Origin of the sequence: Tardiphaga sp. 768_D3_N2_1 (genome assembly GCF_052076105.1) — a bacterium.
Taxonomy (GTDB): domain Bacteria; phylum Pseudomonadota; class Alphaproteobacteria; order Rhizobiales; family Xanthobacteraceae; genus Tardiphaga.
Map to the genome: position 1 here is coordinate 718,502 of NZ_CP197245.1, position 12,228 is coordinate 730,729.

Below are 12,228 nucleotides of genomic sequence, written 5' to 3' on the forward strand. Positions count from 1 at the left end.
TCCAGCTACCGATAATTGGGGTATTATTCTGACGGATACCCGATCCGAAGAAGGATCGACCACAAAGAATTGGTGCGCCCATGATCTTCCGTCAGCTGTTCGACAGTGTGTCCGGCACATATAGCTACCTGCTGGCCAGCCGCCACGGCGGCGAGGCACTGATCCTCGATCCGGTCCTCGAAAAGGTCGATCGCTACTGTCAGCTGCTGCGCGAACTCGACCTGAAGCTCGTGAAGGCGGTCGATACGCATCTCCATGCTGATCATGTCACCGGCCTCGCCGAACTGCGCGACCGTACCCATTGCGTCACCATCATGGGCGACCAGAGCAAGGCCGATGTCGTCGCCATGCGTGTCAGCGACGGCGACAAGGTGACGATCGAAGGCGTCGAGCTCGATGTGATGTATACGCCCGGCCACACCGATGACTCCTACAGCTATCTGATGGGCGACCGCGTCTTCACCGGCGACACGCTGCTGATCCGCGGCACCGGCCGCACCGATTTCCAGAACGGCAGCGCACGGGCGCAGTATGATTCACTGTTCAACCGCCTGCTCAAGCTGCCGGACGAGACGATGGTGTTCCCTGCGCACGACTACAAAGGCGACACCGTCAGCACCATCGGCGAAGAGAAACGCTACAATCCGCGCCTGCAGGTGAAGTCCGTCGAGGACTACATCGAGCTGATGGGCAAGCTCAATCTGCCCAATCCGAAACTGATGGACGTGGTGATTCCGGCCAATATGAAGGTCGGGCTGAAGCCGGACGCGCTGAAGAAACAAGGCCTGGCGCTTTCTCCGCGGGAGGCCATTGCCCATCTCGGCGATCCCGCCATCCTGCTGGTTGACCTGCGCGAGAGCGGCGAGCGCGCCAAGCACGGCGTGCTTGCCGGCGCGCTGCATGCGCCCTACCCGTCGATATCGGACAACCTCAAGCCCGGCGGCATGTTGCGCGAGGTGGCCACTGCCACCAAGCGCCGCATTGTATTCTTTTGCGCCTTTGGCGAACGCTCGGCCATGGCCGTCAATGCCGCGAAGGAAGCGGGGATCGACAATGCCGCACATCTGGACGGCGGCATCGATGCGTGGAAGAAAGCTGGCGGCCCGGTGTTGGCCGCATGATATAGCGAGCAAGGCGGACCAACTCGCCACTCGACAGGGGGAGGACTACAATGGCGTCGACACGATCGGCTGTGCCAATGCTGCTGGCAATGGTGTTCGCACTCTCCCTGCAACCGGCCTTCGCACAAACCGCAGCACAGACCCCCGCGCCAACATCTGCCGGCCCCGTCGACCCGGCGTTGATGCAGGACCTCGTGGTGGCGAACCGCGTCCTCACCGATCTCAATGTGATCGACGGTTTCGGCCATGTCAGCATGCGCCACCCGACCGATCCCAATCGCTACCTGATGGGGCGCTCCGTGGCCCCGGCGCTGGTGACGGCCGACGACATCATGGAATACGACCTCGATTCCAACCCCGTCGATGCAAAGGGACGCGCCAGCTTCCTCGAACGTTTCATTCATGGCGAAATCTACAAGGCCAGGCCGGACGTCAAAGCTGTCGTCCACACGCATTCGCCGGGAATCATCCCCTTCAGCGTCAGCAGCACGCCGCTACGACCGGTATTTCACCTTGGCGCCTTCCTGTTTCCGGACGTGCCGGTGTTCGAGATTCGCGACAGCGCCGGCATGAGCAACATGCTGGTCAGCAACACGCAACTGGGCAAGGCGCTGGCCAATACGCTCGGCGACCGCAGTGTCGCGCTGATGCGGGGCCATGGCAGCGTCGTGGTCGCGGCCACCATCCCGATGGCGGTGTTCCGCGCCCATTACAGCAACGTCAATGCGCAGCTGCAGTCGCAGGCGCTCGCCCTCGGCGGATCGGTAAGCTATTTGCTGGGCGAGGAAAGCCAGAAAACGCTCGGTGTCATCGACCAGATCCATGGTCGGGCCTGGGATCTGTGGAAGCGCGCGGCGCTGGAAAAAATGCCCCCCAAATAGCGACGCCGCATCAGGCCTCGTGAACCCGAACCTCGATGTCGTCATAGCCTTTGACGCGATAGACGATCACCGAGATCATCCAGCTCAGGATGAAGATCGCGATGATGAGGTAGCCGAGCGCGCCGAAATTCTCGTTCAGCGCCTCGATGCCGTCCCAGAAGCTGCCTGACAGGTCGAGCTTGCGACCGATCAGACCGAGTGCCTCCACGCCGCCGATCACCAGCGCCACGATCACCGATACCAGCGTGATGATCATGTTGTAATACAGCTTGCGGATCGGCTTGACGAAAGCCCAGCCATAGGCGCGCACCATCAGCACCGAGTCAGTCGCATCGACCAGAGACATTCCCGCCGTGAACAGTGCGGGGAATACCAGGATCGACCACATCGACATCCCGTCAGCGCTTTGCGAGGCCGAGATGCCCAGCAGCGCGATCTCGGTCGCCGTATCGAAACCGAGCCCGAACAGGATGCCGAGCGGATACATGTGCCAGCTCTTCGAGATCACGTCGAAGACCGAGCGCAGCATGCGACCGATGATGCCGCGTTGCGCGAGCAGAATATTGAGGTCCTCGTCGATGAACCGCTCACCGCGCTTCACCGCCTTGAACAGGCGATACACCGATGCGAGAATGAAGATGTTGGCCACTGCCACGATCAGCAGGAAGAAGGCCGAGACGCTGGTGCCGATCAGGCCACCGATTTCCTTGAAGTTCGCGAATTTCTCCTGCAGTGCCGACACTGCCAACGCCACGAATATCGATGCGACAACCACTACGGTGGAATGACCGAGCGAGAAAAATAGGCCCACGGACAGCGGACGCTTGCCGGACTGCATGAGCTTGCGTGTTACATTGTCGATGGCTGCGATATGGTCGGCATCCACGGCATGGCGCAAACCGAAGGTGTAGGCGAGCAGCGCCGTGCCGAGCAGCACAGGCTGGTCGCGGAAGGCAATCAGGGCCCACATCCAGGCCAGCACATTGGCCGGAATCAGAATGGCGTAGATCGCGATGATGCGGCCGCGCAGATTGTCGGCGCCATCGTTGAAGAGCGTGGGGATCATGGGATTCTTGCAGTCCGGATTACCGCCGGATTGTCTCAGGAAGGTTCGGCGGACGCAACCTCGCCTCATTCTTATCGAATTCACCGCATTTGCGACGCATAGCGGTTAACCGCGCGCCTGTTCCAGTGGCAGGCAGGGGTGCCGCTTCCTATATGTCTGTGATAAGAATGACACAGCATTTGCTGCACACCGGTCGCGCGGCGCAACCTGAGGCATTGATGGATACTGAGCAGGAACAGAAGACACCCGCAGAGCTGAAGGAAATCCGGCTCGCCCGCAAGGCGGCGCAGGAAGCCGAAGGCGTGAAGGCCATGGCCGAAATTGCAGCGGCCGATATCGCCATCCGCAAGCGGACCGAAGAGCTGCGCGCGCTTCGCCTCGCCAAGGAAGCCGCCGAACTGGCCAATCCACCCGAACCCAAACCAAAAGCGACCAGAAAAAAGAAAACGAACTGATGCCAACTGACGACACCAAAGCAACCAAAGCCGAGCGCGACGCCGCGGCTAAAGCCGTTCTCGATAATATGGCGCGGCTGAAGGCCATGCGCCTTGCCCGCGAAGCGGCATCGCCGCCCGCTCCGACCAAGAAGAAGGCCGCAGCGAAATCGAGCAAGACGTCGTCATCCAGCAAATCGACGGAAAAAGCGCAGGCTCTGGCAGCGTGGCTTGCCGATCAGCGCAGCGGCGGCCGCAGGACCTGACTGTCGCAGGACCTGCGTTCTTCGCAGGGTCTGATCTATCTCAGGCCGCGCTCGGCGCCGGCCATTCGATCATGGTACGGGTCTTGGTCGCAGAATCGTAGACTTGGATCTGAAGCATCTGAAACTGGTTCTTCAGCTTCATGCCGGCTTCTTCCGCGGCTTCGACCGTATCGTGATGCGATTTAAAATGGCCATCCACCACCAGCGAATAACCTTCGGTCGGCGCCCTGTCGGCGCGAGCGAATTTGCGCGCCTGAGGTTCGTCGATCTCTAACTTGGGCTTCTTCATCGTCACTCCAGAACAGGATTCGCCCCCGTTTACACGGTCATGCGGAAAAGCACAGGGCAATTGCGGGATCGCAACAATATCTGCTTCAATCACGGTCAGAATGAGGTCAACGTGAACGATCCAACGGGGAAAATGATGAGCGGACGAGCGGGCGGGCCCGGCGACGACAAACGGACCCAGGATGACAAGCAAAAGCCCGTCCCCACGCCACCGCGGCCGGACGACGACGAGGAAGACGGAGATATCGCCACGCCGAAGCGCGATCGCGACGACGAAGACATTTAGCGACGCGAAGTGACCGTCCCATAAGACATCGGCCCGCCATCACTGGCGCGCCGATGGGTTCTGAAGAGCGAAGACTCGTCAGGCCGCCTTGAGACCGACATCCGGCAGGGACGGACGGTGACGCAGCGCCTTGGCCATGATCCCCTCCACTTCCGCCTTTTCATGCGGCAGCAGCGCGAGGCGCGGCGGCCGGGCCAGCGCGGTGCCACGGCCCATGATGTTTTCGCACAGCTTAATGCACTGGACGAGATCCGGGCGCGCATCGAGATGCAGCAGCGGCATGAACCACTCATAAATCGCCATCGCCTCTTTGAGGCGGCCGGCCCTAGCCAGACGGAACAGTGTCTCGCCTTCGCGCGGAAACGCATTGGACATGCCTGATACCCAGCCGACCGCGCCCATCGCCACGCTCTCGACGATCACGTCGTCGAGGCCCGCGAACAACACGAAGCGGTCACCGACCATATTGCGCGTGTCGATGAAGCGGCGCGTATCGCCCGACGAATCCTTGAAGCAGACGACTGTGTCGACATCGGCCAGCGTGGCCAGAATGTCGGGGGTAACATCATTCTTGTAGATCGGCGGGTTGTTGTAGAGCATGACCGGCAGATCGGTCGCCGTCGCCACCGAACGAAAGTGCGCAGCGGTCTCAAACGGCTTGGACGAATAGACCAAAGCCGGCATCACCATGATGCCGTCGATACCGACGCGCGCGGCCTCCTTGGCGGTCTCCACTGCGAATGCGGTAGTGAATTCGGCGATGCCGCAGAGCACCGGGACGCGGCCTTTCGCGACCGACTTGGCCGCTTCCATGATCGCAATCTTTTCCTTGCGCCCCAGCGAGGTGTTCTCGCCGACCGAGCCGCAGATGATCAGGCCGGACACTCCGTCGCGGATCAGGCCATCCATGACCTTGGCGGTGGCATCGATATCGAGCGACAGATCGTCATGAAATTGGGTGGTGACAGCCGGGAAGACGCCTTCCCAGGAAATGCGGGGGCTCATGGCAAAACTCCGTGTGATGCCGGCGCGCATAGCGCGCCGGCTGATGGGGATGATGGGCGAGAATTAGAGGATCAGATAGTCGCGCCGACCTTGCGCAGCTCGGCGAGTACTGGCGCTTTCGGCAGCCAGAGCTTGTCGAATTCAGCGATGACGGCTTCGGTGTCCTTGACGGCCACCTGCCGCACGGGCACCGACGTGCCCTTGAAGTTCTCGATCAGCGCCGGCTCACCAGCGGCCAATTCGTCGATCTGCGCATCGAGGGTCGACTTCACCGCCTTGGTGATCAGCTCCTTGTCGGCGGCAGGCAGCGACTGCCAGACGCGGCCGGACACGACGGCGGCCATCGGCATGAAGACGGCATTCATCTGCAGGATCGACTTCGACACCTTGTCGAAGCGCTGGTTCCAGGAGAATTCCAGATCGGCTTCCAGACCATCGACCTGTCCGTTCGACATGGCATCGAACACCTGCGGCGTTGGAATCGGCGTCGGTGCGGCGCCGAGCGACGAGTAGAAGTCGCGATAGACCGGCGTCGGATTGATACGCAGCTTCATGCCCTTGATATCGGCGAGCGTATTGAGGTCCCTGACCGCGAAGACCGCGCGCATGCCGGTGATACCCCAGCCAAGGCCGATGGTGCCGGTTTCCGCAGGCAACACGTCGAACAGTTTGACGGCCGCCGGATGACGCACGAATTTCGCGACGGCCGGCGTCGAACGCACGATATAGGGCGCATTGATCGCCGCGATGTGCGGCACGCGCGAGCCGAGCTCGGCAGCCTGGATGAAGCCCATGTCGAGCGCGCCGGTCTGCAACTGCTGCATCATCGCCGCCTCGTTGCCGAGCTGGCCGGAGTGAAACGCCGTCATGGTCAGACGACCCTTGGTCTCTTCCTTGAGCTGATCCGCGAGCTTGAGCGCAGCCTTGTTCCAGGAATGACCGTTCGGCGTGATCAGGCCGAGACGCAGCTCCCTGGCTTGGGCCAGAGCGAGCGACGGCGCGAAGACCGATGCAGCTGCCGATGCGGCGAGGAAGCGACGACGTGAGATGGTCATGACGGTGGCTCCTTGATGTGTATGGGGGCTTACTTGATGAGGGCGAGCGACAGATACGGATAGAGCGAGAGCAGGATCAGGAGGATGCAGGAGATGAAGAAGAACGGCAGCGTCACCATGAACATCTTGCCGGGCTTGGCGCCGGTGACAGCGGCGGCGACGAAGAAACAGAGACCGACGGGTGGCGACAGCAGGCCGAGCACGAGATTGATGACGACGACCACGCCGAACTGCCTGGGATCGATGTGATAGATCTCGGTGGCGACCGGCAGCAGGATCGGCACTGTCATGATCAGACCCGGCACACCGTCGATGACCGTGCCTATGACCAGCAGAATGACGTTACAGAGCAGCATGAAGCTGATCGGATCCTTTGCCACTGTCTGGATCCAAGCGGCGGTCTCCTGCGGCACCTTGCCGAAGATCAGGACCCAGGAAAACACGGCGGCAGCGGCCACAAGAAACAGCACGATCGCCGAATAGATACCCGAGCGCAGCATCATCTGCGGCAGCTGCGACCATTCGAATTCCTTGGTCCAGTATTTTCCGATCAGCGCAGAGGCAACGGCGCCGACGGCCGCGGATTCCGTTGCGTTGGCAAGGCCGGAGAGAATCGAGCCGACGATGACGATGGGGATGAGTAGCGTCGGGCAGGTGCGCAGGATAGTCATCACGCGCTGCTTCGGCGTCTGATAGTCGGCGCGCGGATAATTGTAGATGTAGCCCATAATGGCAATGATGATACAGAACATCGCCGTGAGGATGACGCCGGGAATGATGCCGGCGATCAGCATATCGCTGACCGACACCTGGGCCAGCACGCTGTACACCACGAACATCACCGATGGAGGGATGATCGGGCCAAGCATGCCGCCATAAGCAGTGAGGCCGGCAGCGAAAGTCTTGTCGTAGCCCTTCTTCTCCATTTCCGGGACCATGATCTGCGCCATGATCGCAACCTGCGCGGTCGCCGAGCCCAGAATGGAGGAAATGAACATATTGGCGAGGACGTTGACGTAAGCCAGTCCGCCTTTCAACGAGCCAATGAAGGCCATCGCCATATCGACGATGCGCTTGGTGATCCCGCCGCCGTTCATGATCTCGCCGATCAGGATGAACAACGGGATCGCGATCAAGCCGTAGCTGTCGACACCGCCGAACAGTTGCAACGGATAGGACTGGAAAAGCACCGGATTGCCGGACGCCATGATGTAGACGAAGCCGGCGAGGCAGAGGCAAAGGCCGATCGGCACGCCGACGAGCATGATCACCGTGAATGCAGCGAAGGTGATCATGTCAGTTCACCCCGTCGAGTTCGGAGAGCTGGAAGCCTTTCGGCGGCACCTTGGCGACGAGACCGAGGTCCTCGAGCAGATTGGCAATGCCATGAATGGTGATCGACACCGCGAAGATCGGCAGCGTCAGATACAGGACCCAGGTCGGCCAGTTCAGCGTCTGGGTGCGTTCGGTGTAGAGAAAGTTGAAAGTCTGGCCGGCGAACTTCTTGGCGTCGAAGCCGGCCTGCGCAAGGCCGATCGGATCCATCCACAGCAGGCAGGTGACGATCAGGCCGAGGCCGAACACGACGACCATGGAGGTCGCGATCACCTTGAATATCTGCTGGCTTTTCGCCGACAGCCGCTCGGTCATCATGGTGACCGCAAAGTCCAGCCGCAGGCGTGTCATGGTCGAGGCACCGATGAAGGTCAGCCAGACCACCGAATACACCGCCGATTCGTCGATCCAGTAGATCGGGAAGTGCGAATAGCGGGTGACGACATTCACCAGGATCAGCGCCGTCAGCAGATACATCAGACCCATCAGCGCCACGCGCTCGAAGGCGAGCAGCCTGGCGGACGCCGCCAAGATGACCCGGCGGACTCCGATGGCCGGGGCCGTCGACATCGTCTGGTCACTCATAAACGGCCCCCGCTGTCACGATTGTGATATGATTTTCGGATCGTATAATTTATACAATTTCTGTGTCAAACGCTGATTTGCACAAATTCGCGCCTTGAGGAGTTTTTGTGCGGCAGCGAAGACTGGACGAGATCTGAGATCAATCCGGCTGAAAGCCGGAGAAAAGGCTCGATAAATCAATGAGCGCGCCGCTAAAGCACCGCACACTCTCGGCCATGATCACCGATCAGCTGCGCCAGGCGATCCTTGACGGCACCCATCCGGCCGGCTCCCAGCTGCGCCAGGATGCACTCGGCGAAGCCTATGGTGTGAGCCGGATCCCGGTGCGGGAAGCGCTATTTCAGCTCGAAGCCGAAGGGCTGGTGAAGATCGTCCCGCAAAAGGGCGCCATCGTTTCGGAACTGTCGCTCGACGAAATCAACGACGTATTCGATCTCCGGGTCATCCTCGAGCCACGGATGCTGGCGCAGTCCGCGCCGCATTTTGTCGACGACGACTTCGCTGTACTCGACGACATCCAGCGCCGCTTCGAGAAGGCGATTGCCGCCGGCAATATCAGCGAATGGGGACAGCTCAACGCGGATTTCCACATGGCGATGTATGTCCGTGCGCGGCAGCCGCGCACCCAGACGATCGTGATGGCGCTGCTGCAAACCAGCGACCGCTACACGCGCATGCAACTCTCGACCACCACCGCGATGGGCATCGCCGAGAAAGAACACGCCGAACTCATCGCGCTCTGCCGCAACCGACAGATCGACGACGCCTGCCGCTTTCTCGAACGTCACATCGAGTCGGTGCGCGCAGACCTTCTGCGCGTGATCGGCCGCACGATTCCGAAGAGTGGCGTGGCCTAGGCACGCCGCTCAAATCGCGATGATTGCGGTCTATGCGAGCTCCTGCTCCACCAGCCCGGCGAGATAGCTTGCGCCGATCGGCAGCAGATCATCGTTGAAATCGTAGCCGGGATTGTGCACGGGCACGCCGCCCCTGTCGGCGGTGCGCTGCCCGAACATCAGATAGGCACCACGATTGCGTTCGAGCATGAACGCGAAATCTTCACCGGCAAGAATTGGATTGCCTTCGCGCAGCACCTCGGTGACGCCCGGTACCGCCGCCGCGGCCTCTGCCGCGCGCGCCGTCTCGTCGGCCGTGTTGATCGTGGCCGGATAGGCGTGGCGATACTCGATCTCTGCCGTGCCACCGCAGGCCTGTGCGGTCAACGTCACTGTGCGCATGAACAATTCCTCGACGCGCTCGCGCACCTCGGGCTTCAGCGTACGCACCGAGCCGCGCAGTTCCACCGTCTCGGGAAGCACGATGTCCGAGGTGCCGCCATGGATCTGGCCGATGCTGATGATGGCGGATTCCAGCGCATCGACCTGACGGGACGGAATCGCGTTCAGCGCATTCACGACCTGCGCAGCCATCGCCACCGTATCGACGCCCTGATGCGGATGCGCGCCATGAGACGAACGGCCACGCAGCGTCACCTTGAAGTAATCGATCGCGGCCAGTGCCGTGCCGGTCAACGCCTTGACGGTACCGAGCGGCATGTCCGGGCTATTGTGAATTGCATAGATGGAATCGCAGGGGAAACGCTCGAACAACCCGTCGTCGAGCATCGCCTTGGCGCCGGCGAGCCCCTCCTCGGCCGGCTGAAAGATCAGATGCACCGTGCCGGCGAAATTGCGCGTCTCGGCAAGATACTTGGCCGCCCCGAGCAACATCGTGGTGTGGCCGTCATGGCCGCAGGCATGCATGCGGCCGGCATTCTGCGAGCGATGGGCAAAACCGTTGCCCTCCTCCATGGGCAGCGCGTCCATATCGGCACGCAAGCCAATGGCCCGGTTGCTGCCCGCCGCCTGATGACGGCCGCGGATGACGCCCACAACACCGGTGCGGCCGAAACCGCGATGTACTTCGATGCCCCACTCCGACAGCCGCTCTGCCACCAGCGCGCTGGTGCGCTCCTCCTCGAAGCCAATCTCCGGATGTGCATGGAAATCCCGGCGCCATGCGGTCATTTCAGGGTGCAATTGGTCGAGACGTTCGCGCGGGCTCATGGGCACTCTCGTGATGGTGATTGTTACGCCCGTCAGCCTAGCTGCGTAAAAATACCCTCGCAACCAACCAGCCGTACATGCTGCTCGCGCCACTTACTTCACCGCTGAGGCCGTGTTGACACCGGCACCTGGCATGAGCGGCTGCGAGAAACGAATTGCAGCCGGCGGCTGGGAGACCTATGTTGGGTTCATAACCACGCAGCCGCCCATCGCACGGCGAGAGTCTGCAGAAGAGACCGCACGGTGGATGGCTTGCATTTGGCCCCGGAGGTCACGCCATGACCATTGCTCCCACCCTCCAGAAATACCTGGCCGCTGAAAACATCCAGTACGAGGTGATCCCGCACGAACTCCGCATGACGTCCTCTGGCACGGCTGAGGCATGTCATATCTCGGGCGATCGCCTCGCCAAAGGCATCGTGTTGCGGCGCGACGGCGAATATATACTGGCCGTCTTGCCCGCATCGCATCACCTCCGCCTGTCGGACCTAAGGACATCACTCGGCGACAGTGTCCAAATGGCCGATGAAACCGAGATCCAGCAGCTGTTCCGCGACTGTGCACACGGTGCAGTTCCTGCCGTCGGAAAATGTTACGGGCTGGATATCATCGTCGACGACAGCATCCAGGCGCAGCCGGAGATCTATCTGGAAGCTGGCGATCACGAGACGCTGCTTCATATGGGTCACGCGCAGTTTGCGCGCTTGATGGCCAACGCGCAGCACGGGCGCTTTAGCGCGCATGACTGAGGATTAGTCGGACGGCTCACGGCGACCGTCGCGGTGTCAAATGGGAAGATCGTGCTGCTGCTTGACTGTTGCTGCAGCGGTGCGAGGCCTTTCTACGTCTCATGTCCTACATCGAAATCGTCTTCGAAACGCAAATGCTTGACGCTGCGACCGCGACGCCGCACAAGTTTCAGGGCCTCCACACCGATCTTGATATGCCTTTCGACATAGTTCGCGGTCACCTCCTGATCCGACGCTTCGGTCTTCACACCTTCGGGGATCATTGGCTGATCGGACACGAGAAGCAGCGCGCCCGTCGAAATGTGATTGGCAAATCCTGCAGCGAAGATTGTTGCAGTCTCCATATCGATCGCCATGCTCCGTGTACGCCGCAAGATATCCCTGAAGCGATCATCATGTTCCCAGACCCGACGATTGGTCGTGTAAACCGTGCCGGTCCAGTAGTCGTGACCGAGATCGCGGATCATGGTTGACACCGCGCGCTGCAACTGGAACGCGGGCAGCGCGGGAACCTCCGGGGGCAGGTAATCATTAGAGGTGCCCTCGCCCCGAATAGCCGCAATCGGCAGGATCAAATCGCCGATCTGATTTTTACGTTTCAACCCGCCGCATTTGCCGAGAAACAATACGGCTTTCGGCGCGATCGCACTTAACAGATCCATCACGGTCGCGGCATTCGGGCTTCCCATGCCGAAGTTAATCAGAGTGATACCATCGGCAGTCACGTTGGGCATCGGTCGATCCGCGCCCTTTACCAGGCTGCCATACGCTGTGGCGAACCATTCGACGTAATTATCGAAGTTGGTCAGGAGAACATACTCTCCGAACTCAGCAAGCGGCGTGCCGGTGTAACGCGGCAACCAATTTTCTACGATATCCTTTTTCTCTTTCATTCCCGATGATCCTGTCAAACTAGTGGATAGGACCGTTCCCTGTCCAATGAGACACGCCTAGATTATCTGGGTTCCGTTAATCCACTTACAACCGTGGATAGTTTGGGCTTGGCGTCGAATGCGCGCTGTTCAGGAGGTGGGTTGCAACAGCGATGGCGTTTGTCCGGTCTGATCGCGCAGGAATGATGTTTTCTTCTG

At 60.6% G+C, this 12,228-nt stretch carries 14 protein-coding genes; 6 read left to right on the forward strand and 8 right to left on the reverse strand.

Annotation, left to right across the window (positions count from 1 at the left end; genetic code table 11):
* The first annotated feature begins 80 nt into the window (after positions 1-80).
* Together AB8A27_RS03400 and AB8A27_RS03405 are read left to right on the forward strand one after the other, a co-directional pair.
* A complete protein-coding gene (locus AB8A27_RS03400) occupies positions 81-1,121 on the forward strand; it encodes an MBL fold metallo-hydrolase (protein ID WP_441240680.1) in 1,041 nt (346 codons plus the stop codon).
* A 50-nt stretch (positions 1,122-1,171) separates the two neighbouring features.
* Positions 1,172-2,002, forward strand: a complete 831-nt coding sequence (locus AB8A27_RS03405) for a class II aldolase/adducin family protein (protein WP_441240681.1) — start codon at positions 1,172-1,174, stop codon at positions 2,000-2,002.
* Between the two features lie 10 nt (positions 2,003-2,012).
* On the opposite strand, the gene AB8A27_RS03410 is transcribed toward AB8A27_RS03405, so the two are convergent.
* On the reverse strand, positions 2,013-3,068 hold the full coding sequence (locus AB8A27_RS03410) for a HoxN/HupN/NixA family nickel/cobalt transporter (protein ID WP_441240682.1): 1,056 nt from the start codon (positions 3,066-3,068) through the stop codon (positions 2,013-2,015).
* Between the two features lie 218 nt (positions 3,069-3,286).
* Here AB8A27_RS03410 and AB8A27_RS03415 point away from each other — a divergent pair, with 218 nt between their 5' ends.
* Together AB8A27_RS03415 and AB8A27_RS03420 are read left to right on the forward strand one after the other, a co-directional pair.
* Positions 3,287-3,523, forward strand: a complete 237-nt coding sequence (locus tag AB8A27_RS03415; protein WP_441240683.1) for a transcriptional regulator — start codon at positions 3,287-3,289, stop codon at positions 3,521-3,523.
* Positions 3,523-3,768, forward strand: a complete 246-nt coding sequence (locus AB8A27_RS03420; RefSeq protein WP_441240684.1) for a hypothetical protein — start codon at positions 3,523-3,525, stop codon at positions 3,766-3,768. The genes AB8A27_RS03415 and AB8A27_RS03420 overlap by 1 nt, the downstream gene beginning before the upstream one ends.
* 40 nt (positions 3,769-3,808) lie before the next feature.
* Here the strand turns inward: AB8A27_RS03420 and AB8A27_RS03425 are convergent, their stop codons facing one another.
* The 5 genes from AB8A27_RS03425 to AB8A27_RS03445 form a co-directional block, all read right to left on the reverse strand.
* On the reverse strand, positions 3,809-4,249 hold the full coding sequence (locus tag AB8A27_RS03425; protein ID WP_441240685.1) for a hypothetical protein: 441 nt from the start codon (positions 4,247-4,249) through the stop codon (positions 3,809-3,811).
* 171 nt (positions 4,250-4,420) lie between these two features.
* The gene (locus AB8A27_RS03430; protein ID WP_441240686.1) at positions 4,421-5,347 is read right to left on the reverse strand and encodes a dihydrodipicolinate synthase family protein; all 927 of its coding nucleotides are present in this window, start codon (positions 5,345-5,347) and stop codon (positions 4,421-4,423) included.
* A gap of 71 nt (positions 5,348-5,418) precedes the next feature.
* Positions 5,419-6,402, reverse strand: coding sequence for a TRAP transporter substrate-binding protein (locus AB8A27_RS03435; RefSeq protein WP_441240687.1), 984 nt, complete (start codon positions 6,400-6,402; stop codon positions 5,419-5,421).
* Positions 6,403-6,431: 29 nt separating this feature from the next.
* Complete coding sequence (locus AB8A27_RS03440) at positions 6,432-7,697, reverse strand: TRAP transporter large permease (RefSeq protein WP_441240688.1); 1,266 nt, start codon at positions 7,695-7,697, stop codon at positions 6,432-6,434.
* A gap of 1 nt (position 7,698) precedes the next feature.
* The gene (locus tag AB8A27_RS03445; protein ID WP_441240689.1) at positions 7,699-8,322 is read right to left on the reverse strand and encodes a TRAP transporter small permease; all 624 of its coding nucleotides are present in this window, start codon (positions 8,320-8,322) and stop codon (positions 7,699-7,701) included.
* A gap of 179 nt (positions 8,323-8,501) precedes the next feature.
* On the opposite strand from AB8A27_RS03445, the gene AB8A27_RS03450 reads away from it, so the two are divergent.
* Complete coding sequence (locus AB8A27_RS03450; protein ID WP_441240690.1) at positions 8,502-9,179, forward strand: GntR family transcriptional regulator; 678 nt, start codon at positions 8,502-8,504, stop codon at positions 9,177-9,179.
* A gap of 30 nt (positions 9,180-9,209) precedes the next feature.
* Here AB8A27_RS03450 and AB8A27_RS03455 read toward each other — a convergent pair whose 3' ends face one another.
* The gene (locus AB8A27_RS03455) at positions 9,210-10,388 is read right to left on the reverse strand and encodes a M20 aminoacylase family protein (RefSeq protein ID WP_441240691.1); all 1,179 of its coding nucleotides are present in this window, start codon (positions 10,386-10,388) and stop codon (positions 9,210-9,212) included.
* A gap of 278 nt (positions 10,389-10,666) precedes the next feature.
* Between AB8A27_RS03455 and AB8A27_RS03460 the strand changes: the two genes are divergently transcribed.
* A complete protein-coding gene (locus AB8A27_RS03460; protein ID WP_441240692.1) occupies positions 10,667-11,137 on the forward strand; it encodes an aminoacyl-tRNA deacylase in 471 nt (156 codons plus the stop codon).
* A 92-nt stretch (positions 11,138-11,229) separates the two neighbouring features.
* Here AB8A27_RS03460 and AB8A27_RS03465 read toward each other — a convergent pair whose 3' ends face one another.
* Positions 11,230-12,030: an AMP nucleosidase gene (locus tag AB8A27_RS03465; protein ID WP_441240693.1), complete on the reverse strand. Its 801-nt coding sequence runs from the start codon at positions 12,028-12,030 to the stop codon at positions 11,230-11,232.
* Positions 12,031-12,228 lie beyond the last annotated feature (198 nt).